General features: G+C 60.4%; 23 protein-coding genes. 8 read left to right on the forward strand and 15 right to left on the reverse strand.

Features of this window, described 5'->3' with window-relative positions; all coding sequences use genetic code 11:
* The first annotated feature begins 444 nt into the window (after positions 1–444).
* On the forward strand, positions 445–963 hold the full coding sequence (locus POI8812_RS00005) for a fasciclin domain-containing protein (protein ID WP_108780494.1): 519 nt from the start codon (positions 445–447) through the stop codon (positions 961–963).
* A 72-nt stretch (positions 964–1,035) separates the two neighbouring features.
* Here the strand turns inward: POI8812_RS00005 and clpB are convergent, their stop codons facing one another.
* Entirely contained in the window at positions 1,036–3,615 is a 2,580-nt protein-coding gene (gene clpB / locus POI8812_RS00010) for an ATP-dependent chaperone ClpB (protein ID WP_108780495.1), read from the reverse strand.
* 250 nt (positions 3,616–3,865) lie between these two features.
* Between clpB and hrpB the strand changes: the two genes are divergently transcribed.
* The gene (gene hrpB, locus POI8812_RS00015; RefSeq protein WP_108780496.1) at positions 3,866–6,265 is read left to right on the forward strand and encodes an ATP-dependent helicase HrpB; all 2,400 of its coding nucleotides are present in this window, start codon (positions 3,866–3,868) and stop codon (positions 6,263–6,265) included.
* An 86-nt stretch (positions 6,266–6,351) separates the two neighbouring features.
* Positions 6,352–7,206: an N-formylglutamate amidohydrolase gene (locus POI8812_RS00020; RefSeq protein WP_108780497.1), complete on the forward strand. Its 855-nt coding sequence runs from the start codon at positions 6,352–6,354 to the stop codon at positions 7,204–7,206.
* Between the two features lie 267 nt (positions 7,207–7,473).
* Here the strand turns inward: POI8812_RS00020 and POI8812_RS00025 are convergent, their stop codons facing one another.
* The 4 genes from POI8812_RS00025 to meaB all read right to left on the reverse strand — a co-directional run bounded on the left by POI8812_RS00025 (position 7,474) and on the right by meaB (position 11,005).
* The gene (locus POI8812_RS00025) at positions 7,474–8,727 is read right to left on the reverse strand and encodes a DNA polymerase IV (protein WP_108781441.1); all 1,254 of its coding nucleotides are present in this window, start codon (positions 8,725–8,727) and stop codon (positions 7,474–7,476) included.
* Between the two features lie 82 nt (positions 8,728–8,809).
* Entirely contained in the window at positions 8,810–9,502 is a 693-nt protein-coding gene (gene pyrF / locus POI8812_RS00030) for an orotidine-5'-phosphate decarboxylase (protein WP_108780498.1), read from the reverse strand.
* Positions 9,503–9,623: 121 nt separating this feature from the next.
* Entirely contained in the window at positions 9,624–9,911 is a 288-nt protein-coding gene (gene rpmB / locus POI8812_RS00035) for a 50S ribosomal protein L28 (RefSeq protein WP_108780499.1), read from the reverse strand.
* 113 nt (positions 9,912–10,024) lie between these two features.
* Positions 10,025–11,005, reverse strand: a complete 981-nt coding sequence (gene meaB, locus POI8812_RS00040) for a methylmalonyl Co-A mutase-associated GTPase MeaB (RefSeq protein WP_108780500.1) — start codon at positions 11,003–11,005, stop codon at positions 10,025–10,027.
* 108 nt (positions 11,006–11,113) lie between these two features.
* Between meaB and POI8812_RS00045 the strand changes: the two genes are divergently transcribed.
* Positions 11,114–11,833, forward strand: coding sequence for a DUF3108 domain-containing protein (locus POI8812_RS00045; RefSeq protein WP_108780501.1), 720 nt, complete (start codon positions 11,114–11,116; stop codon positions 11,831–11,833).
* On the opposite strand, the gene POI8812_RS00050 is transcribed toward POI8812_RS00045, so the two are convergent.
* A complete protein-coding gene (locus POI8812_RS00050) occupies positions 11,830–12,507 on the reverse strand; it encodes an NAD-dependent deacylase (RefSeq protein WP_108780502.1) in 678 nt (225 codons plus the stop codon). The genes POI8812_RS00045 and POI8812_RS00050 overlap by 4 nt on opposite strands.
* 72 nt (positions 12,508–12,579) lie before the next feature.
* On the opposite strand from POI8812_RS00050, the gene POI8812_RS00055 reads away from it, so the two are divergent.
* The 4 genes from POI8812_RS00055 (at position 12,580) to POI8812_RS00070 (ending at position 16,464) form a co-directional block, all read left to right on the forward strand.
* Positions 12,580–13,038, forward strand: a complete 459-nt coding sequence (locus POI8812_RS00055; RefSeq protein ID WP_245895171.1) for a low molecular weight protein-tyrosine-phosphatase — start codon at positions 12,580–12,582, stop codon at positions 13,036–13,038.
* A 65-nt stretch (positions 13,039–13,103) separates the two neighbouring features.
* Positions 13,104–14,903: a translation elongation factor 4 gene (gene lepA / locus POI8812_RS00060; RefSeq protein WP_108780503.1), complete on the forward strand. Its 1,800-nt coding sequence runs from the start codon at positions 13,104–13,106 to the stop codon at positions 14,901–14,903.
* Positions 14,904–15,033: 130 nt separating this feature from the next.
* A complete protein-coding gene (dctP, locus tag POI8812_RS00065; RefSeq protein WP_108780504.1) occupies positions 15,034–16,038 on the forward strand; it encodes a TRAP transporter substrate-binding protein DctP in 1,005 nt (334 codons plus the stop codon).
* Positions 16,039–16,119: 81 nt separating this feature from the next.
* Positions 16,120–16,464 carry a hypothetical protein gene (locus POI8812_RS00070; RefSeq protein ID WP_146186086.1) on the forward strand — a complete coding sequence of 115 codons (345 nt, stop codon included), beginning with the start codon at positions 16,120–16,122 and terminating at the stop codon, positions 16,462–16,464.
* Positions 16,465–16,520: 56 nt separating this feature from the next.
* On the opposite strand, the gene POI8812_RS00075 is transcribed toward POI8812_RS00070, so the two are convergent.
* From POI8812_RS00075 to POI8812_RS00115, 9 genes are all read right to left on the reverse strand, one after another.
* A complete protein-coding gene (locus POI8812_RS00075; RefSeq protein ID WP_108780506.1) occupies positions 16,521–16,823 on the reverse strand; it encodes a DUF6280 family protein in 303 nt (100 codons plus the stop codon).
* Between the two features lie 197 nt (positions 16,824–17,020).
* Entirely contained in the window at positions 17,021–17,377 is a 357-nt protein-coding gene (gene mnhG, locus POI8812_RS00080) for a monovalent cation/H(+) antiporter subunit G (protein WP_108780507.1), read from the reverse strand.
* Positions 17,370–17,681 carry an MrpF/PhaF family protein gene (locus tag POI8812_RS00085; protein ID WP_181377175.1) on the reverse strand — a complete coding sequence of 104 codons (312 nt, stop codon included), beginning with the start codon at positions 17,679–17,681 and terminating at the stop codon, positions 17,370–17,372. Before POI8812_RS00085 ends, mnhG begins: the two co-directional genes overlap by 8 nt.
* Positions 17,678–18,016, reverse strand: coding sequence for a Na+/H+ antiporter subunit E (locus tag POI8812_RS00090; protein ID WP_108780508.1), 339 nt, complete (start codon positions 18,014–18,016; stop codon positions 17,678–17,680). Before POI8812_RS00090 ends, POI8812_RS00085 begins: the two co-directional genes overlap by 4 nt.
* Positions 18,016–19,497, reverse strand: a complete 1,482-nt coding sequence (locus POI8812_RS00095) for a Na+/H+ antiporter subunit D (protein ID WP_108780509.1) — start codon at positions 19,495–19,497, stop codon at positions 18,016–18,018. The genes POI8812_RS00090 and POI8812_RS00095 overlap by 1 nt, the downstream gene beginning before the upstream one ends.
* Positions 19,498–19,537: 40 nt before the next feature.
* A complete protein-coding gene (locus tag POI8812_RS00100) occupies positions 19,538–19,897 on the reverse strand; it encodes a Na+/H+ antiporter subunit C (RefSeq protein ID WP_108780510.1) in 360 nt (119 codons plus the stop codon).
* Complete coding sequence (locus POI8812_RS00105) at positions 19,897–20,361, reverse strand: MnhB domain-containing protein (RefSeq protein ID WP_108780511.1); 465 nt, start codon at positions 20,359–20,361, stop codon at positions 19,897–19,899. The genes POI8812_RS00100 and POI8812_RS00105 overlap by 1 nt, the downstream gene beginning before the upstream one ends.
* Positions 20,358–22,583 (reverse strand): hydrogen gas-evolving membrane-bound hydrogenase subunit E, encoded by a 2,226-nt coding sequence (mbhE, locus tag POI8812_RS00110; RefSeq protein WP_245895175.1) that lies wholly within the window; start codon positions 22,581–22,583, stop codon positions 20,358–20,360. The genes POI8812_RS00105 and mbhE overlap by 4 nt, the downstream gene beginning before the upstream one ends.
* Positions 22,584–22,705: 122 nt before the next feature.
* Positions 22,706–23,074 (reverse strand): hypothetical protein, encoded by a 369-nt coding sequence (locus tag POI8812_RS00115; protein ID WP_108780512.1) that lies wholly within the window; start codon positions 23,072–23,074, stop codon positions 22,706–22,708.
* Position 23,075: the final 1 nt, after the last annotated feature.

The following is a 23,075-nucleotide window of genomic DNA, read 5'->3' on the forward strand; positions in this document are numbered from 1 at the left end:
AGCTGACACCAATATCATCGGGAAACTTTCGAAACCCTAACTGGCTAGACATACAAACAGTCCATTGTCGCATCGACAACCAAACCGCCCGCATATCCCTTCAATATACTTTCAATTTTTAAAGAGCTCAGAGACAAAAACACCTTGCCGCCGTTCCCAGCGCCTTGGCTTAAGTCCTTATCTCTGTGTCCCGACCGTGTGGACTGTGTCGTCCCCGCCGCCGGTGAAGGGGTATCTATGGGGTAGCGCAGAGTCGCGCAAGCGCTTTTTTGCGGAAATCCGTCAGAAAGTTGCAGTTTTCTGCTAAGTCACTCTTTTTAATAAATATATCAGCTCAATTTCCATTCTACCTGCGACAGGTGGGCACGGTCAGGAACGTTTGGAGCCCCCAAGAGTAGGTCTTTTGTGAGCCCCATAGGGCAATTTGCACATAAAGGAGTTACCATGACCTATTCGCTCAAAGCACTTGCCGCTTCGACCGCCCTGACCGCAGCCATCGCACTGCCCGCATCCGCAGACACCATTGCCGAAGTTGCCTCTGACGCGTCGCAGTTTTCGACATTGGTGGCAGCTGTTGGCGCGGCCGACCTGACTGCGACCCTGGGTGACGAAGGTCCATTCACCGTTCTGGCGCCGAATGACGAAGCATTTGCCAAGCTGCCCGAGGGCACAGTCGAAATGCTGTTGATGCCAGAGAACAAGGATCAGTTGGTAGAGATCCTGAGCTACCACGTAATCCCGGGTTACGTGCACGGCGGCACGATCACCGCAGCCGAGCTGGACGAAACAGATGAAGAGCCGCTGGTCTTCCAGACCGTGCAGGGCCAGGCGATCGCGTTCACTGAGTCCGAGATCGACAACCTGCCGATGGTCAATGACAATGCCATGATCGTTGCGCTGGACATCGAGGCAAGCAACGGCCTGATCCATGAGATTGACACGGTGCTGATGCCAGAGGGCTGATTTGCCCAAATGTCTAATGAAAGGGGCAGCCGTCTGGCTGCCCCTTTTTTGTTTCCGTGTTCTTTGTTTTTCTCAATGAACGGTATCAGCAGCACGGCCAACGGCCAGCCCATCCGATCCGACGCTGATCGGGACAACGGTTCCGTCGAGGACCTGTCCACCCAACAGCAATTCAGCGAGCGGGTCTTGCACGGCCTTCTGGATCACGCGCTTTAACGGACGTGCGCCATAGACGGGGTCATACCCCTTGTCGGCCAACCATGTCCGCGCCGCATCATCGAGCTCAAGCGTGATCTTCCGGGCCGCCAAACGTGCCGCGAGTATGCCAAGCTGAATATCGACAATCGCGTCCATGTCCCCGCGGCTCAGCCGGTCGAACAGAACGATCTCATCCAGCCGGTTCAGAAACTCGGGCCGGAAATGCGCACGCACCGCATCCATCACGTCTTCTCTGACGGTCTCAGCCTTAACATCCGGCATCAGACCGCTGAGCGCCTGCGAGCCGAGGTTGGAGGTCAGGATGATCAGCGTGTTCTTAAAATCAACCACGCGGCCCTGACCATCGGTCAGGCGGCCGTCATCCAAGACCTGCAAGAGCACGTTGAACACATCGGGGTGGGCCTTCTCGACCTCATCAAAAAGGACAACCTGATAGGGCCGACGGCGCACAGCCTCGGTCAACACGCCTCCCTCATCATAGCCGACATAGCCGGGAGGGGCGCCGATCAGGCGGGAAACGGCGTGCTTCTCCATGAACTCACTCATGTCGATGCGCACCATCGCACTGTCATCATCGAAGAGATAATCGGCGAGCGCCTTTGTCAGCTCCGTCTTGCCAACCCCGGTCGGGCCAAGGAACAGGAACGAGCCGAGGGGACGGTTCGGATCGTTCAACCCCGCACGGGCCCGCCGCACAGCATTCGAAACCGCCGTGACCGCTTCGCGCTGTCCGATGACGCGGCCGCCAAGGACCTCGTCCATCTTCAACAGCTTCTCACGCTCCCCTTCCAGCATCTTGTCAACGGGGATACCGGTCCAGCGTTCAACAACGCCCGCGACATGTTCATCCGTCACGGCCTCTTCAACCATCAGATCGCCCTCGGCCTCTTCGGCAGCTTTCAGGCGTTTCTCCAGATCGGGGATCACGCCATAGCTCAGCTCTCCGGCCTTGCCGAGATCGCCACGCCTTTTGGCGTTGTCCAGTTCGATGCGCGCCTTATCAAGTTGCTCCTTCAGATCGCGAGAGCCCTGCAGCTTGTCCCGCTCATGCTGCCATCGCGCGGTCAGCTCCGCCGAACGACCCTGCAACTCGGCCAGATCCTTTTGCAACTTGGCGAGCCGGTCTTCAGAGGCCTGATCGTCCTCTTTCTCCAGCGCCAGCGCCTCGATCTGCTTTTGCATGATGTCACGATCCAGCGCATCGAGTTCCTCGGGCTTTGAATCTGCTTCCATGCGCAGGCGGCTTGCCGCCTCGTCCATCAGGTCGATCGCCTTGTCGGGCAGGAAGCGATCGGTGATGTAGCGATTGGACAGCGTCGCCGCCGCCACCAGCGCGCGGTCCGAGATACGGATACCGTGGTGAACCTCGTATTTCTCTTTAATGCCGCGCAAAATAGAGATCGTGTCCTGCACCGTTGGTTCGGTCACCATGACGGGCTGGAAACGACGGGCCAGGGCTGCGTCCTTTTCCACATGCTTGCGATATTCGTCGAGCGTCGTGGCGCCAACGCAATGAAGCTCCCCGCGCGCGAGTGCCGGTTTCAACAGGTTGGACGCATCCATCGCACCATCGGCCTTACCCGCACCGACGAGCGTATGCATCTCGTCAATGAAGAGGACGATATCCCCCGCCGCCTCCGTCACCTCGGTCAGGACGGATTTCAGCCGCTCCTCGAACTCACCACGATATTTCGCGCCAGCGATCAACGCCCCCATATCGAGCGCCATAAGCGTCTTGCCCTCTAGGCTGTCAGGCACATCACCGTTGACGATCCGCAGGGCGAGGCCCTCAGCAATGGCCGTCTTGCCGACGCCCGGCTCCCCGATCAGCACGGGATTGTTTTTGGTTCGGCGGGACAGCACCTGAATCGCGCGGCGGATCTCTTCGTCCCGGCCAATGATCGGGTCGATCTTGCCGTCACGGGCCGCAGCGGTCAGATCGCGCGCAAATTTCTTAAGCGCGTCATAGCCTTCCTCGGCACTCGCCGTATCGGCAGTGCGCCCTTTGCGGACATCGTTGATGGCCTCATTCAGCGCTTGCGCAGTCACACCACCGGCCTGAAGTGCCTCATTCGCCTTCGATTTCACAATGGCGAGCGCCGTCAGCAGCCGCTCAGCCGTGACATAGCTGTCGCCCGCTTTGGTCGCGATCTTCTCTGCCTCGGCCAGCACCTTGCCTGTCTGACCGTCCATATAGAGTTGGTCGCCCGACACTTTCGCGATCTTGCCCAGCGCCAGATCATTCTGGGAGCGAACCAGATTCGCATCGCCACCTGCCCGCGCGATCAGATTGACGGCAAGCTGCTGCTCATCGTCGAGCAAGGCCTTCAAAATATGTTCGGGTTGGAACCGCTGGTGCCCCTCGCCCAGGGCATAGGTCTGAGCAGATTGCACGATCCCGCGCGCCCGCTCGGTGAACTTTTCAAAGTTCATCGCATTCTCCTGTCATAAGCGCCATGTCTCGCGATGCCCTGCAGTAGGCACATCGCCAATGGCCTTCAGTTGATGATTGATATTTGGGGTGGGCGGATTGGGGTATCAAGGCGAAGCAGCATTCGAGCGCTGACAACCTGGCAGATGCGAGCAACATCGGGCCAGTGTCGCCGCCCCCCGGCGGCGCGCTGCGCGGATCGCACGCTTAAGCACCTCGACAAACGCACGCCACGCTAAGAAAAACACTCCTATGAGCTTGCCAATCGAACCGATCCTGCCCGACCTCGTGGCGACCCTGCGCACCCACAATCGCATCGTGCTGCAAGCGCCGCCCGGAGCTGGCAAGACAACCATGGTTCCGCTCGCCCTCCTGCCGGAGGTCCCAGGCAAGATCGTCATGCTTGAACCGCGCCGCGTGGCCGCGCGTGCGGCGGCGGCCCGCCTTGCCGATCTTTTGGGCGAACCATTGGGCACACAGGTTGGCTATCGCATGCGTGGCGATGCCAAACCGGGCAGCCGGATCGAGGTTGTAACCGAAGGCATCCTCACCCGCATGATCCAGTCCGATCCTGAATTGACAGGCATCGGCACCGTCATTTTCGATGAATTCCACGAACGCTCCCTGCAGGCCGATCTCGGCCTGGCGCTGACGCTCGAAATCGCAGAGGCGCTGCGCGATGACCTCAACATCGTCGTAATGTCTGCAACGCTCGATGCCGGACCGGTTGCGGACTTGATTGGCGCAGAGATCATTACGTCAGAGGGCCGGAGTTATCCGGTCGAAACACGACACATCCCGCGTCCGCTCAAACCAGAGGAACGACGCGGCCAACGCCTCGCCACGCATGTGGCCGCAACCGTGCGGCAAGCTTTGGCCGAAGAAGACGGCTCCATCCTTGTCTTCCTGCCCGGTCAGGGGGAGATTGCGCGAACAGCGGCGCTTCTGACCGACTTGCCCAGCGATGTAGAAGTCCATCAGCTGTTCGGCGCAATGAAATTGGCCGACCAACGGCGCGCCGTCGCACCTGCAGATCAGGGCCGCAAGGTCGTGCTCGCCACATCCATCGCTGAAACGTCGCTGACGATTGACGGGGTGCGGATCGTGATTGATGCCGGTCTCGCGCGGCGGGCACGCTTTGATCCGGCCTCGGGCATGTCACGACTGGTGACAGAACGCGTCACGCGGGCCGAGGCTGAACAGCGGCGCGGGCGCGCCGGCCGCACAGCGCCGGGCATTTGCATTCGCCTTTGGACAGCCGGTGAAGAAGGCGCATTGGCCGCCTACCCCCTGCCCGAGATCGCGGATGCGGATCTGACCGGCCTCGCGCTCGATCTGGCCGCGTGGGGAGCCACTCCCGATCAACTGACGTTTCTCACACCGCCCCCCGACAAGGCATTAACGGAGGCGCAGTCGCTTTTGCAGGCCCTCAACTGTCTTGAAGGCAACGGACTGACACCGCACGGCAAGGCCGTTGCGCGATTGCCGGTCCATCCAAGGCTCGCCCATATGCTGTTGCGTGCTGGCAAGTCTGCTCCGCGCGCCGCCCGGATCGCCGCATTGCTAGAGGCGCGCGGCCCTCGCATCAACGACGGCAGCGATATGTCCCGCGCCCTTGATCGCCTTGGCGATCGGCCAGAGTTGATGAGAGAGGCAAAGCGCCTCGCCAAACTCGTTCCAGCCCGCGAGAGTGAAAAGATCAACGATGGAGCGCTGCTATCTCTCGCGTATCCCGATCGCATCGCCAAACGGCGTCCCGGCGACCGCCCGCGCTATCACCTCTCGGGCGGCAAGGGCGTGACGCTCGACGACGCCGACGCGCTTGCCAAGCAAGACATGCTCGTCATTGCGGAAACCGATGGACACCCGACCGAAGCCAAGGTGAGAGCCGCGCTGCCCGTGACCCTTTCAGATCTGCGTCCATTGCATAACTCGCAATTCAAGACCGTGACCGTCTGCGAGTGGTCCCGCCGTCATCGCAGGGTCGACGCGCGGGAGCGGGATATGCTGGGCGCGCTGGTTCTTGAGGATAGACGGTGGACCGACCCGCCCTCGGACGCCGTTCTGTCCGCGGCATTGGACGGTGTTCGGGATCTGGGCCTTGCAGCGCTCGGCTGGACAAAGGCGAGCAGGCTTTTGCGAACTCGGATCAGCATTGCCGGTTCAGGCTTTCCCGACGTCAGTGATGCAACCCTGCTGGACAGCCTGCCCGATTGGCTGGGGCCCCATTTCCACGGCCAGCGGACCGCTGCCGATTTTGCAGATTTCGATCCGCTGGAAGCACTTCGCGCGATGCTCGATTGGAACGCGCAACAGGAACTCGACGCGCGGGTCCCGGCGAAATTCCGGGCGCCCACCGGCACGCAGGTCGCTATAGATTGGAGCGATCCAACCAATCCGGCCATTGCGATCCGCCTGCAAGAGCTGTTCGGGCTGACCGAGCATCCGACCGTCGCGGGTCTGGCGATCCGACTCGATCTGTTGTCCCCCGCTGGGCGGCCGGTCCAGTCGACATCGGACCTGCCTGGGTTCTGGGCAACCTCATACGCTGATGTGCGTAAGGACATGCGCGGGCGCTATCCCCGCCATCCCTGGCCGGAGGATCCAGCACAGGCTGAGGCAACGCGTCGGGCGAAACCGCGAGGGACGTAATGCGGCAAGATGCATCGACGCAGGTGCGGCGCAGGTTATGTTAGGCACATAGCGCGATTCGCGCGTTCCCCGGCTCAAGGCAAATCATGGTCCCGTTCCGCCTGACGATCCCCACCGGCCCAACTGGCCCGGCAGTGTTCAGCTCCCCCCATTCGGGGTCGGAGTATCCGGCGGAATTTGTAAGGTCGAGCCAACTGGACGCACGCACGCTGCGCTCCTCCGAAGATGCCTTTGTGGATCAGCTCTTCGCCTGCGCCCCAGACTATGACGCCCCCTTGATCGCCGCTGTCGCACCGCGCGCTTTTGTCGATCTCAACCGCGCACGAGAAGAACTTGACCCGGCAGCGGTTGCCGTTCCGCGTCGCGCAGGGCTCAATCCGCGTGTGAGCGCCGGACTAGGCGTCATCCCCCGCGTCGTTTCGGAAGGCCGCGTGATCCGCTCTGGTCGCATCTCGGCCCTCGCAGCGGAAACGCGCCTGCGCGACGCTTACGATCCCTACCACGACTGCCTCGAACGACTTCTGCGCACAGCGCGCACGCGCCACGGTCAGGCTTTCCTGATCGACTGTCACTCCATGCCTCACGACGCGCTGCGCAGCCTGGCCGACGAAGGGCCGCAACAGCCTGAGATCATTCTGGGCGACCGGTTCGGAACGGCCTGTGCGCCATGGGTTTTGGAGCAGGCGCAGGACGCATTTGTCCGCCACGGCTTTCGCGTTCTGGTCAATCGCCCCTTTGCGGGCGGATACATCACGCGCCTGCATGGCCAGCCGTCAAAGGGACGGCACGCGCTACAGATTGAAATCGACCGTGCTCTCTACATGGATGAGAAGCGGATCAAACAGCATGCCGGATTTGCAGAGTTGCAGGAGCGTTTGCGTCCCGTGATTGCTGAGTTGGCGCAGCTGGGCGCCGCGCGCAACACGCTGGCCGCCGAATAACTGAACTCCATAAAAAAAAGGCCGTGTCGGTCTGACACGGCCCAAGTCTAGGGAGGAAACGCCCATGAAGGGCGACAATGTCGAAACATTGTGCATATGAGTATATGCTGCATTGCACATAAAGCAAGCCATACGGCTCACCCCACGTCAATTCTCACGAAATCCAACCTAAGTGCCTGAAAAACAAAGCCCCAATTGTTTCGATTGAAAAATTAACCGTTCAATCAAAAATGCATAGCTGCCATGCAAGTATGCTGCGGCGCAAAATTATCGCAGCGCGCGACCCTTCAGAATCGCATCTTCGCCAAATTTTTCCCTTATCCGATCACTCGCCCGCTCGGCCGCACGACGCCTTGGGGCATCGGGGTCCAAAAGATCAGGCGCGGCATCCGATCCGCCATAGGCACTGAGATGGGACAGACCGACACCCAGCAGACGAAATGGGCCCTTTGGCAATTCCCGCTCCAGCAATGGGCGGGTCGCGTTATAGATTTCATCGGCAAGCTGGGTCGGGGCCTCTAGCCGCGTTTGCCGACTTATGGTCCTGAAATCCCTACTTTTCAGTTTAAGGTTCACCGTGGACCCCGCCAGATCCTTTGCCTTGCACCGGTCCGACACTTTCAGCGCGAGCCGCCACAGATGCCCGTCCAGAAGATCGAGGTCGGATATGTCCTCGCTGAAGGTGCGCTCATTCGAGACAGACTTGACCGGATCACGTGTGCTCACCTGCCGACTGTCCATACCATTGGAAAGACGCCAGATATGCGCCCCCATACCCCCGTATTTGCGAAACAGATCCTCCTCTGAATAACGCCGGATATCCGTGACCGTGCGGATGCCGTCCCGTTCGAGCCGGGCCCGCATCGCAGCGCCAACGCCCCAGATCATGCCGACAGGGCGGCCTTCCAGAAAGTCGAGCGTCTCCGCCCGGCCAATCACTGAAAATCCACGTGGTTTGTCGAGGTCGGAGGCAACTTTTGCCAAAAACTTGTTGTGGCTCAAACCAATCGAGATCGTGATTCCCGTTTCTGTCTCAATCGTTTGCGCCAACTTTGCCAACAGAACCGCCGGAGGCGCGCCATGCAGGCGTCCGGTGCCGGTCAGATCAAGAAAAGCCTCATCCAGACTAATCGGCTGAATTGCCGGGGTGAGTTGCTCCATCAGGGTTCGAATCTGCCGCGAAACGTCGGCATAGACGTTCATCCGCGTGGGAACGACCACTGCTTCTGGGCAAAGTTTGAGTGCCTTGAACATCGGCATCGCAGAGCGGACGCCCTTGATTCTGGCAACATAACAAGCCGTTGTGACAACACCGCGCTTTCCTCCGCCCACAATGACGGGCTGATCGCGCAGATGCGGATGATCGCGCTTTTCCACGCTGGCATAGAAAGCGTCGCAGTCCATATGCGCGATGCTGAGCGAGAAGAGTTCATCGTGCGCCTTGATACGTGGGGAGCCGCAGGTCCGGCATCGGGCAGGACCGGGATTCTGATCAAGACAGTCGCGACAGACACGGTCCAAAACGCTCAAATCCCTTGTGCACAATCCGTGCACACAGCGTGCACTACCCGTACACCGATTTTACACATGTGCAGGGTCGGTGTTAACGGGCAGGCAGCTCTGCCAGAACGGCCGCCGCCGCCGCTTTTGGATCATCGGCCTGCCAGATCGGGCGGCCAACCACGATGTGATCCGCCCCGTCGCCGATTGCTGAAGCCGGTGTCGCGACGCGTTTCTGATCGCCCAACGCCGCCCCGGCAGGCCGAACGCCCGGTGTGACGATCAGCTTACCTACGGATTCGGAGAGCGCCCGGATCATCCCGGCTTCTTGTGGTGAGGCAATGACACCATCCGCGCCCGCCTCCAGTGCTCGGCCAGCACGCTCTGCCACCAGATCGGGGATCGCCCCGTCCCGGATCAGCGCAGCGTCGAGGTCGTCGCGATCAAGGCTGGTCAGAATCGTCACGGCGAGAATCTTCAGATCAGACCCCGCCGCACCTTCCCGAGCAGCCCTCACGACATGCGGGTCGCCATGAACCGTCAGAAAATCGAGGTCGAATTGCGCAAGGCCCCTAACCGCCGCCTCAACCGTGGCGCCGATATCAAACAGCTTCATATCGAGGAAAATGCGGTGGCCCTGCTCTTTCAACTCATTGGCCAGCGCCAATCCGCCCCCGGTCAGCATGCCCAGACCGATCTTGTAAAAACCGACCTCGGGACCAATGCGGTCAACCATTTCCATGCCAGCGATTGCATTGGGCACATCAAGGGCCACGATCAGGCGGTCATCGCGCATCGTATTCTCCTGGTCAAAATATCCCCGCCGGAGGCTGCGACGGCTCAGTTGGTGCTTCGCATACGAAAAAGCCCCGCCGGTCACAACCGGGCGGGGCTTTCTAACATCAATCGAGGCTGGATCAGGCTGCCGCCAGAGCCGCCGCAATGTCTTTCTTAACCTTCGCAGCCGCCGGGGACAGATCGGCTTCCTTCGCCTTGGCGAGGAAGTTGTCGAGACCGCCGCGGTGATCAACGCTGCGCATTGCAGCAGCGGACACGCGGAATTTGAAAGAACGGCCCAGCGCGTCGGACATCAATGTCACATCGTTCAGGTTCGGCAGGAACCGACGACGGGTTTTGTTGTTGGCGTGGGAAACATTGTTACCGGTCTGAACGCCCTTACCGGTCAACTCGCAACGACGAGACATGGGACAACCCCTTTACACTCTGCTTGTCAGGTTGACGAGGCACACACCTATTCGGGCAGACCTTCGCCTTATGCAATTTCGAGCCGTTTCCTTAGCCGCGTGTCGACAGGGCGTCAAGGGCGGTTGGGCGCATCCAGGAAGAGGTCCAGCGCCAGATCGGCCGCGGCATCCGGTGTCAGCGTTCCATCAGTCACATTCGCCTGCAATTGCGGGAGTTTTGAAGCAACCGACGGATCCGCGCGAAAGCGCTGCAGCAGCCCGGCCTCCAGTTCCTGCGTAAACCAGCCCAAGGCCTGGGCCCGCCGTTGCGAATCGAGGATGCCCTGATCCTTGCGCCATTGGGCGAGCTGTTGCATCTGCCCCCAGGCCTCTGCCAATCCATTGCCCTCTGTCGCAGAGACGGGCAGCGCCTTTGGCCACCCCTCAGGATCCTGCCCACGTTTGCGCAGCAGGCGCAGCGCCCCGGCATAGTCGGCAACGGTGCGGATCGCAGTCGTGCGCAGATCTCCATCCGCCTTGTTTATGAGCAGCAGGTCCGCCACTTCCATGATCCCGCGTTTGACGCCCTGCAATTCATCCCCGCCCGCGGGCGCGAGCAACAACAGGAACAGGTCCGTCATGTCCGCGACCATGGTTTCCGACTGGCCGACGCCAACGGTTTCAACCAACACGATGTCATAGCCAGCGGCCTCGCACAGGCGGATCGCCTCGCGCGTTCGCCGGGCCACACCGCCCAAGGCCGATTGCGAGGGTGAGGGGCGGATGAACGCCTCGGGCGCGCGGGAGAGCTGCTCCATCCGCGTCTTGTCGCCCAGTATGGACCCGCCCGAGCGGGCCGAGGATGGATCGACCGCCAGCACGGCGACGCGGTGGCCCTGCTCGATCAGCATCAGGCCGAAAGCCTCGATAAACGTGGATTTGCCGACGCCGGGCGTCCCGCTGAGACCTATGCGCAGGGCGGGGCGTTCTGGCAGGGTCGCGATCAATGCGCGGGCCCGTTCTCGATCCTGAGGGCGGCCAGACTCGATCAGGGTGATGGCGCGCGCCAGCGCACGGCGTTCCCCTGCAACCAGCGCATCGACATCGATATTCATGTGCGTAGCCCTGCCCCTGCTTTCACGCAGCCGTGAAGGAAATTCGTGCAACACTCTCTATATGGTGTGCAAACAGGGTCCAAGGGGATCGTTGTGCGGAGCAAGAAGATGTTGCGGATTATGTGTGTCGCCGGGTTTGCGGCCTGTTTCGGGGCGCAGAGCGTCATGGCCGAGCGGTTCACCCACACTTATGACATGAATGTCGGTGGATTCCGGCTGGCCACGGCCACGATTGCCGGTGTCGCTGAAGGGGATGGCTACGCCGCAAATGCCGCGATGAATGCGCGCGGTCTGGTCGGGGCACTGACAGGCGGCAGCTTTGAGGCGAGTGTGCGCGGACGATGGAACGGTGCGGCGGAGTTTGCGCCAGACCGGTTCGAGCAAACCGCCACCTTTCGCGGGGAAACGCAGGCCCTCGTCATCGACTACGCCAACGGGGCCCCGATCTCGACCGTTTACACGCCTGCGCGCGAGCCCGACGAGGACCCGATCCCGACCCTGTCCAAACAGGTTGGCACGGTCGATTTTCTGACGGCGATGATGACGCTGACTTATCCCGGTACGGCAGAAGAGATCTGCGCACGATCGGTGGTCGCGTTCACCTTCACCAAGCGGACCGCGATCGAGGGGACAGGAACGGTGGGTGGCACGGCCGATGCGCCAGTCTGTACGGTCGAATATGCCAATGTCGATCCAGAGACCCTGGTTGCCGAGGAGACCGACACTTACACACTGTCCTTGCGCCCTTATTCCGGGGGTCGCTACGAAGTGGCCCAGATCAGCGGGCCGACCGACATGGGTCGGGCGGTATTTAATCGCACCAATTAGATGAACTCTGCCACGAAGGCCGGGACGACCTGTGTTGCCGGTCCAGTGCGCACTTCGTCAAAAGGACCATTTGAGGGCTCTAGATTTAGTTCGATTGTGCGCGCCCCATTTGCACGAGCCTCTGCCGCGAACCCCGCAGCGGGCCAGACTTCTCCACTTGTGCCGATGGATACGAAGATCGAGCAATCTGAAAGAGCCGCCCCGATCCGCTCCATATGATAGGGGATTTCGCCGAACCACACGATGTCCGGGCGCAGGCCGGGCGCATCACAGGAGGGGCAGGCACTTTCGGTCTGCATGTCACCGGTCCATGCATGGGACTGCGTACAGGTGGGGCAGAGCGCGCGCATAAGCTCCCCATGCATATGGATCGGATCGGCAAACCCTGCCCGCTCATGCAGGTCATCCACGTTCTGCGTGACCAACGTGACCTGCTGATGGGCTGCCAGTTTTGCGATGGCGTGATGTGCGGCATTCGGCTGTGCCGCCCGCGCGTCACGGCGGCGCATGTTGTAGAACTCGTGCACGAGTCCGGCATTGCGGGCGAACCCCTCTGGCGTTGCGACATCCTCCAGCGGATATTGCGTCCACAAGCCGCCGGCGTCGCGAAAGGTGCCCAGACCACTCTCGGCCGAGATGCCTGCGCCGGTGAGGATAACGATCTGCTCTGCCATCTTGCCCTCCGCGTGAGGGGCGCTGCCCCTCTGCCTCTATCGAGCCATTCACCCCGGGATATTGCAAGACAGATGAAGGCGCGACTTGATCGCGCGTCAGCTCTGCCGCACGGTCGGGTCATGAAAGATCGCATTCTCTTCGTCTGTTTGGGCAATATCTGCCGGTCCCCGGCTGCCGAGGCCGTGATGCGGGCGAAGGCGCCGCACCTCACTGTCGACAGCGCAGGCACCGCTGGCTGGCATCAGGGCAAGGCCCCCGACACGCGCGCGCGGGCCGAGGGTGCCCGGCGCGGCTATGTCTACGATGATCTGCGCGCGCGGCAGGTCACAAGAGCGGATTTCGAGCGTTTCGATGTGATTTACGCAATGGATCACGACAATCTTGCCGATCTGCGTGCGATTGCTGACGGCCCGGCGCGGCTGGAGCTGTTCCTGGGCGACACGGACGTTCCCGATCCCTATTACGACAACAGCTTTCCGCGCATGTTCGACCTGATCGAAGCGCGGTGCGACGCATTGCTTCGCGGCTGAGTCGCATGGACATTCCTGTCATTTCTTGGCAGGGGATGCGGTGAACTTTAGGAGCCTTTGCCCCGATGACCGAACTGAGCCGTATCCGTAACTTTTCCATTGTCGCGCATATCGACCACGGCAAGTCCACATTGGCGGACCGTCTGATCCAGTCGACGGCCACAGTGGCTGACCGTGACATGAAAGAGCAGTTGCTCGACTCGATGGATATCGAGCGGGAACGCGGCATCACGATCAAGGCGAACACGGTGCGCATCGACTATAAGGCGCAGGATGGGGAGACCTATATCCTGAACCTGATCGACACGCCCGGCCATGTCGATTTCGCCTATGAGGTCAGCCGGTCCATGCGTGCGGTCGAAGGATCATTGCTGGTCGTCGACGCAAGCCAAGGCGTTGAGGCGCAGACGCTGGCCAATGTCTATCAGGCCATCGACGCCGATCACGAGATTGTGCCCGTCCTCAACAAGATCGACCTGCCCGCGGCAGAGCCGGATCGCGTGTGTGAACAGATTGAGGATGTGATCGGGATCGATGCCTCTGAGGCGGTGATGATCTCTGCCAAGACCGGGATCGGGATCCCCGCTGTGCTGGAGGCCATTGTGTCCCGCCTGCCCGCGCCAGAGGGCAATGTGGACGCACCGCTGAAGGCGATGCTGGTGGACAGTTGGTATGACGCCTATCTGGGCGTCGTCGTTCTGATCCGCGTCATCGACGGCAAGCTGAAGAAGGGTGATCGCATCAAGATGATGTCGAACGGGTCAATCCACCCGGTCGACCGTGTCGGCGTATTCCGTCCGGGGATGGAGCCGGTTGCCGAGCTTGGGCCGGGTGAAATCGGTTTCCTGACCGCGTCAATCAAGGAAGTGCGCGACACCTCGGTCGGGGATACAATCACCCACGAAAAGAAGGGCGCGGAAGAGATGTTGCCCGGCTTTGCGCCCTCGATCCCGGTGGTGTTCTGCGGCCTGTTCCCCGTCGATTCGGCTGAGTTCGAAGACCTGCGCGATGCCATCGACAAGTTGCGCCTGAACGATGCGAGTTTTTCGTCCGAGATGGAAACCTCAGCAGCACTTGGTTTTGGCTTCCGCTGCGGGTTCCTCGGCCTGTTGCATCTGGAGGTGATCCGCGACCGGCTGGAGCGGGAATATGGGATCGATCTGATCACCACCGCGCCAAGCGTGATCTATCACGTGCATATGACAGACGGTTCGATGATCGAGCTGCACAACCCGGCCGACATGCCGGATCCGGTCAAGATCGACCGGGTGGAAGAGCCCCGGATCAAGGCCACGATTCTGGTGCCCGACGAATATCTGGGAGATGTCCTGAAGCTGTGCCAAGACCGCCGTGGCGTGCAGCTGGACCTGACCTATGCCGGAACGCGCGCGATGGTGGTTTATGACCTGCCGCTCAACGAGGTGGTCTTTGACTTCTATGATCGCCTGAAATCCGTCACCAAGGGCTATGCCAGCTTCGACTATCAGATGACGGGCTATGAGGCCGATCAGTTGGTGAAAATGCAGATCCTCGTGAATGACGAGCCGGTCGACGCCCTTTCGATCATGGTCCACCGCACCCGCGCCGATGCGCGCGGTCGCGTCCTGTGCGAGAAGCTGAAGGAACTGATCCCGCAGCACATGTTCAAGATTCCAATTCAGGCCGCAATTGGAGGGCGCATCATCGCCCGTGAGACCATTTCCGCCCTGCGTAAGGACGTGACCGCGAAATGCTATGGCGGGGATGCGACGCGGAAACGCAAACTGCTCGACAAGCAGAAGGCCGGTAAGAAGAAGATGCGCCAGTTCGGTCGCGTGGAAATCCCGCAGGAAGCGTTCATCAATGCGTTGAAGATGGATGGGTGAGGTTAATCCATAATTTCAACGGCCAGCGTGCATTTGAAATAAAATTTCTGCATGCGACTGCACACAAAAATGTTTACGCGCGCCAAATCGTGCGGCATTGTCCGTCCCGTGACGTAGGGGAAGGACGATCATGGTTTGGAGAGCTATAGCTATTTTGTGTCTGGGCGCTGGCGCAGCCCATGCGGATTGTCAGTCGGGTGAGGTGGAATTGCTGTTCCACCACGATGCACCCGCGATTGGTCATCCAAAGGGCGAAGCGGCAGGTCTGCTCGCCTCTTTCGTGAACTCAGAGCTGGACGGGCGGGCTTGCATGACCGTTGTAGCGGATGCGCCAGGCTATTCCGACAGCACGGTTCTGGAGGGTCTGGCGGAGGGGCGCTACAATATGGCAGCCCCTGCGATGGGCAATCTGGGCAATATCTCTGAGCGGTTTCTGATCTTCGATCTGCCCTTCATGTTTCGCGACCTGTCGGTCGTGTTTGAATATCACGACGGCAAACTTGGTCGCGAATTGCTGCGCGATGCGGAGGAGGACGGCCTGCTTGGGCTGGCCTATTGGACGGATGGGATGAAGGCGCTGTCTGCCAACCGTGCTGTCGAACTTCCCGCCGATTTCGAAGGGCTGACCTTCGGTACGCAGGACGCGTTGATCGAGCAGTTCTATTTCCGCGAGATGGGTGCCGAGACGGAGACCATAGAGCTTGCCAACCTCGCTGACGCGCTGAGCGAGGGTATCGTTGACGGTCAGAACACGACATGGACCAACATCTCTGCCCGCGGATTGGCATTGGACCATGAGCAGATCGTTGAGAGCAATCACGGTCTCGTTCAGTACATGGTGGTCACTGATCCAATTTTCTGGAATGGGCTGGATGCGGATTTGCGCGCAGATCTGGAACTGCTGATCGAGATCGTCGCACAAGAGCGGAACCGTTTTGCCTTTGAGCTGGCCAATATCGCCAAGCGTGAGGCGCTGAGCGACGGCATCGAGATTGCGACGCTGGATGAAGAGGAGTACCGCACCTGGCGGCTCGCCATGCAGTCGACCTGGCTGCATTTCGGCGGTGTAATCGGTTTCGATCAAATCAGTGCTGTTACGTTTGCCAATCAACGCGCGCGCGAAATCGTCGACTGAGTCTTGTTTCGCTGGCGATCCGTGTGGGGGATTGCAGGCGATCGGAGGCCCCGGCCCTTTCAGGGTTGGGGCCTTTTCAATGTGTCGGTTCACGACACGTTAATCATTCAGGGGCAGCTACAGGACATGCAACGGTTCTCGATGTTCCTATGTGTCGCTGCGGGTTTGGTTGCCGCATGCGATTCCGAAACCGCCTCCTTCCCCGGGATCGCGCCGGTGCGCGTGACTGTCGATGATCGTGATTTTGACGTCTATTCGGACGGGCGGACAGCGCAGGCAATCCGCATGAGTTTCGATGTCGATGTGAGCCGTGAGCGCGCGCGGTTGCGCAGCATGCTCGCCATCCGGCAGGTGACGGGATGCGAAATAGAGACCGATAGTGTGGGTGGAGATCAGGTGATCGTCACAGTTGATTTGGACTGCTGAATGCAAAAGGGCCACCCCGAGGGTGGCCCTTTTCCTGTGTCAGTCTGAATTGCAGATCACGCGGCCGCGCGACGCTCGCTTTCCTCACGGGAAAGGGCCACGGAGGTGCGGACGCCTTTACCCACAAACTCCATCAAGCCTTTCACGCAGCGCTCTGTCGGGTCGATGCCCGCACACATGAGCACTTCGCGCCCGTCCTTCGAACGAGCCCAGCGGGCAATGACCTCAGGGCCATTGCCATATTTCTTGTCATCTGCAATCGCGTCATCCAGAGCGGCCAGCACAACGGCGGCAAACAGCTTCTGGGCGCGGGAGCCCTGATCGTTCGACCAGGCCTGTCCGTCAATATCGTCGAACATACCGTCCTCGTCCCTCAAAATGCCTTGAACGCACTTCATATACGTTCATAGAAAATTCACAGAAGCCCCGAATAAAGCATGGCTGCTCTGCAATCAACGCATTGCAGCGCAGCATTACAGAATCACCGTAACGTTATCGGTGCCCCTCATGCCCTCCGACATAAAGCTTTCACGACACCGATCAAGGTTTCTTACAGTTACTCTTTGGATTCGGTGGCATGACGCGGCGCACCATAGTTCTCGCACCCATCCTCGAAGGACGTGCGGCGGTCGAAGGGCACTCCAGCATGGAACGCAGCCCGTCCGATAAGGTGCGCGCCGATGGGCGCGGTGACCAACATGAAGATGATAATGATGCCGCCTTCGATCACACCCGTCCATGTACCCGCCAGAACCATGAAGGCGCTACAGATCAGACCCACACCCAGGGTACCCGCCTTCGTACTGGCATGCATACGGATGTAGACATCCGGCATATTCACCAGGCCCAGCGCGGCGATAAAGGCGAAGATTCCGCCCGTCAGGACCAATCCAGCTGCGATCCACTCAAGCATCGGGCTCCTCCCTCACCGCCGTCCGTTGGATGAAGCGGGCGAACGCCACCGTGCCCAGGAATGCAACAAGGCTGAGCACCACAGCCACGTCCATATAGGCCCCAACCCCAGTCATCATCGCAAACAGGACGAGGAATGCGACCAGCAGTGCGGAGATCAGATCGAGGGCCACGACCCGGTCGCTGAGCGATGGGCCGGTGAGCAGTCGAAAGGTTGCAAGGGCGAGCGCTGCCGCAATCAAAGCCAGTGAAATCAGCATTGCCCAGCCCAGCGGGCCGGTCAGGGTCACGCCAATCAGGGTCATCGTGTTACCCTCAGCAAGCGACGCTCAATCCCGCCCTTGAGCGACTTTCGCACCTCGTCTGGGTTACCAGCCCCGAACATGGAATGAACCAGCAAATGCTTGCGGTCCGGCGTCACATCGAGCGACAGGGTGCCCGGGGTCAGCGAAATCAGATTTGCGGTGGCCATAATCTCTGCATCCGTCTCCGCATCCAACGGCATCAGTAGCAGTTGAGGCTCGGACCGGTCGCGGGGTGTGAGCACGTCCCAGGCGACAATCACGGAGGAACTGAACAGATCCCACAGGAAATAGAGCACAAGCTGAATGAAACGTATGGGCCATAGGAGAATGCGCATCAATTCGCCCCCAACACTGCTTCGATATAGGCTTCGGGATTCAGGATCTGTTCGGTTGCGACCAGCGCAGCATCCACGAAGATGCCCGCAGCCAGCCCGATCACCAACGTCAGGATCGCGAGTGCGATGATCGGCAGAAGCATGGGAAGGGGCACCTTGCCCATCACGGCATCCGGCCCGTCGGGGTGCGGCTTCCAAAAGACCTCCAGCCAGATTTTGGACATGGAATAGATTGTCAGCAGACCAACACCGAGTGCCGCGATCACGCTGAGCCAGTCGCGCAGTTGAAGACCCGCATCAACGATCAGGAACTTCGCCCAGAAACCAGAGAGCGGTGGGATGCCCGCAAGGCTGAAGGCGGGGATCAGGAACAATACGGCGAGCAGTGGGCGCGCGGCATAGAGGCCACCGGTCAGCTTCAGCTCCTCCGATCCGGTCATGCGCCGCGCCGCGCCTGCGATCAGGAACAGGTTCGCCTTCACGATGATGTGGTGAAAAAGGTAAAAGATCGCGCCCAGCATCGCGGCCGGTGTCGCAAGCGCGAGCCCCAGCACCATATAGCCGATCTGACTGATGATGTGGAATGACAGGATGCGGCGGAAATGGTTTTGCGCCGCCGCGCCCAGAACACCCACAACCATCGTGAGGATCGCGCCATAGAGCAGGATCGACTGAATCAGCGGCACGTCCAGATCATAGATCAGTGTAAAGACGCGGATCAGCGCGTAGACCCCCACCTTGGTCAGCAATGCGGAAAACAGGGCAGAGGTCGTGACGCTGGGCGTGTGATAACTGGCGGGCAGCCAGAAAAAGACCGGGAACATCGCGGCCTTCGCGCCGAACGCGAAGAGCAACAGGACCGCAGAGACGAGTACCGCCGTCTCCTCCTGCCGGCCTTCGAGACGCAGACCCAGATCCGCCATGTTGAGCGTTCCCGCGATGCCGTAGAGCAAACCAACGCCAGACAGGAAAGCGAGCGTGGCGATCAGGTTGAGACCAACATATTTGACCGCGCCGTCCGCCTGCTTCTTGGTTCCTCCAACAACCAGCAGGCCGAAGGACGCAATCAGCATCACCTCAAACCAGACATAGAGGTTGAAGATATCGCCCGTCAGAAACGCGCCGCAGACGCCCGCAAGCAATGCGTGGACGAGGGCGTGATGCCCGTGCCAGCCTTCCGTCCTGTCGATTTCCGTCAGGCCGTAGATCGTGACAGCGACAGCAACGATCCCGGTGATCAAAACCATGGCGGCAGAGAGAAGGTCAGCGACCAGCGTGATCCCAAAGGGCGCCGCCCATCCACCCAGCTGAGCCGCCACCGGGCCATCGCGCAGCACAGTGTCGAGCAGGACAACACCCGCAAAAAGCAGGGCCACGGCAAACGCCACCGAGCCCCAGCGCACGAGGCCGTCCCATTTGCGCAGCAGCAACAACAGTGTCGCTGCGGCGAGGGGAATTATGACGGGCCAGACGAGGATCATCGGGGCAGTTCGCTTTCTTCAAATCGACGGAAGGCTGGCATCACGAATCCTCGCGCGGTTCTGCGATGCGCATGGAGTCCATGCGGGCGGTCCCCAGTGCGTAGTAAGCCCGGTAGGCCAATGCGAGCGCGAAGCAGAAAAGGCCAAAGCCGATCACGATTGCTGTCAGGATCAGCGCCTGCGGCAGCGCGTTTGCAGCCCCCTCCAGCGGTTCTTTCATCCCCTCGGGAATAAGGGGGGGATTGGCTTTCGTCAGACGACCGGCACCAAAGATCACCAGGTTTGCCGCGTTCGAAAGCAGGGCCAGGCCAAGGATATAGCGCACCAGATTGCCCGACAGCATCAGATAGGCACCAGCAGCAACCAGAAGCCCGGTGAGCATTGCGAGAACGGTTTCCATCAGCTGTGCTCCTCCCCGTCTTCGGGGCGATCTTCGGGTATGCCAGCCTCCTCCAATGCAAAAAGGATCGCAGCCACCACGCCGACAACCACCAGGAACACGCCGGTGTCAAAGAGCAGGACAGAGCCTACGGGCCATCCCGTCCAGCCATCAGGCCCATATTCATAGAGGGGCCAGACCCCGGTCAGGAACATGCCGTGTTCGACAACACCCCACAGCCCGCCCAACAGTGCAGCGGCCAGTCCAATGCCAGCAATGGTCATCGGCGGCAGGCGCAGCCAGCGGCGGGCCTCATCCACACCGAATGCTTTTTCGTAGAGCGCCACACAGATGGCTGCCAGCAGACCACCGATGAAGCCGCCGCCCGGTTCGTTATGTCCGCGCAGCAGGACGAGAATGGCGACCAGTAGGAAGACCGGAACGAGCGCGCGCGTGCCGGTGCGCAGGATCAGTGACGAATTCATTCCTTGATCCTCTTGCCCGCGCGCAGGGCGGCGAGTGCGGCAATCCCTGCGATGACAACCACGGCGACCTCTCCCAACGTGTCGAGCGCACGGAAATCGACGAGAATAACATTTACGACGTTGCGACCTGCCGCCTCAGGATAGGAGGCCTGCTCGAAAAATTCTGTGACATCGAGGGCGATATCAGCGCCCTGGACTGCCAGCATCCCGAAGGTCACCCCAAGGCCCAGAACGGACGCAACGATCGCGTCACCGATGCGCAGCGCACCCGTGCCCGCGCGGGGCAGTTTGATGAAGGCGATGGCCACGAAGGCCACGATCAGGATTTCCACGAGCAACTGCGTCATGGCGACGTCGATCGCGGAATAGAGCACGAAGATCACGGCGATTGCGGCGCCGACCCCGCCCAAAGCAGCGATAGCGATCAATCTTGATCCGGTGAACAGGATGGTGATGGTGCACGCAGCGGTGATTGCGACAATCACCCAGTGGAAGAGCGGAATGTCGAGTTCAAGTGTGGCGACCTGCCCCTCTCCCGCGAAAATCGCGGCCCAGACCATAAGGCCGAGGGTAATGAAGGTGACGCGCAGATAGCTCATCATCCGGCCATCCTGAACGGTGCGCGCCGTCCATGCGGCGGTGTTCTTCATGGCGTTTAGGAGAATATCGTAGACCCGGTCACTGTCGGGAACGCGACGCTCCTCAATAATCAGGGAGCCCTGAATTGCGCGCAGATAACGGTAGAAAAGGGCGCCAAGGGCAAATGTGAGGAGCGACAAGAAAAGAGCAGTGTTCACGCCATGCCACAGCTTCACCTCTGGCGCGCCATACTCGCCACGTACAGTCTGTGTCATCTGCGTGATCAGCGCGTCGAGCCCCTGGGGGAACAGGCCAAGCAGGAGGCCACCCACGGCCAGCAGTCCCGGGCCGACCCACATCAGTGGAGAAGGGTCTTTCGGTGCCTCTTTCGGGGATTTTTGTTCGCCAAAGAAGGGTCCAATAGCGACCATGCCTGCCGCTGCGATCATGAGGGCGGACGCAATGAGGGAGGCTGTGGCCGCAAAAATGCCCTGAACCGGGCTTTGCAAAGCGCCCTCGTAAATCAACTCTTTACCGATAAAGCCAACGAACGGGGGAAGCCCTGCCATCGATGCGCCCGCCAGCATCGCAATGATAAACGCGCGGGGCATAGCGCGGCGCAGACCAGAGAGCTGATCCGCCTCGCGCGTACCGGCCCCCTTGTCGAGCAGACCAACGGTCAGGAAGAGTGCAGCCTTGTAGAACGCGTGCACGACGATAAAGGTCAGCGCGCCGCCAACGGCATAGTAGCTGCCTCCGCCAAGGCCCATCATCAGCGCGCCGAGGCCCATCAACGTAGTCCAGGCCAGCATGAGTTTCAGGTCCGTTTGGCGCAATGCCCAAAAGGACGCAACCACCATGGTTGCCGCACCCACAAGGGTCAGCGTCCAGATCCAGATATCGGTTCCGCCGAGTTGAGGTGAAAGTCGCGCGATCAGATAGACCCCAGCTTTCACCATCGTCGCAGAGTGCAGATAGGCGGAAACTGGGGTCGGCGCCGCCATGGCGCCCGGCAACCAGAAATGGAACGGGAACTGGGCGGATTTCGTGAATGCACCGATAAAGATGAAGAGCAGGATCACCAAGTACATCGGCGCGTTTGTCAGATCGCCCATTTCTGAGATGCGATAGGTTCCTGCCGCCTCTCCCATCAGGATCAGGCCAGCCATCAATGCCAATCCGCCGATTCCAGTGATCAGCAGGGCCTGCTGCGCGGAATATCGCGCCCGCTCTTTCTGGTGATCAAAACCGACGAGGAGGAAGGACGTAAGCGTCGTCATCTCCCACGCGACAAAAAGCGTGATGGCATCGTCGGCCAGAACGAGCCCCAGCATGGCGGCAGCGAACAGGCTCATCAGCGTCAACAGGCGCTTCAGCCGTCTGTCGGCCTCAAAATAGCTGGCAGCATAAAGGAAACAGATTGCACCAATGCCTGTGATCAGCAGAGCAAAGAGCAGGCTGAGTGCGTCAACGCGAAAGGCCGCCTCGATCCCCAACGCGGGCACCCAAGGGTAGACGTAGTCAAAGATCTGACCGCCCGAAACCGGCGCGAGATACGTGCAGAAGAAGCCGAAGAGGATCGCCTGAACGGTGGCGGGCACAAAGCGCCATAGGCCGGCTTTGTAGGAAGTCGGGTCGGTCACGGTGGCGATGCTTTCGGATCGTCAGAGGGCGCTGTTGCACAAAGAAGTAGGTCGCGAAATGCAAGCGACAAGACGCCGATCCGAAAAATAGAGTGATTTTGTTAGGATTTTGTGACGCTGCGTCAGTTCGCTGCAGGACGGGCCGACAAAAAGGCGCACGGCAAGCCGCCCGGAAGGGTCAAGTGGTAGATGCGCTCGCCATGCATATCCATCGGACCTTGCGGTTCCAGGCCAGCAGCACGGGCCAGGTCCGCATGTGCATCGGCATCATCGACGACGAATTGCAGCATGGTCCCAGCAGGCATTCCGTCCGCTGCGGCCCAAAGCTCCACCCAGCTTTTGCCCTCGGACGGGAAAACGGCGCCAGAGAATGCATCCCCGGCGCCGCCCATATCTGTTTCCGAAAGGCCGAGGCCCCGAAGGGCGTCGGCCATCTGCCCGGCGATCCCGTCTTCCGCCACATGGCAGAACCGGATGCCGAGCAAGGTCATA

The sequence above is a fragment of the Pontivivens insulae genome, from assembly GCF_900302495.1.
Classification (GTDB): Bacteria; Pseudomonadota; Alphaproteobacteria; order Rhodobacterales; family Rhodobacteraceae; genus Pontivivens; species Pontivivens insulae.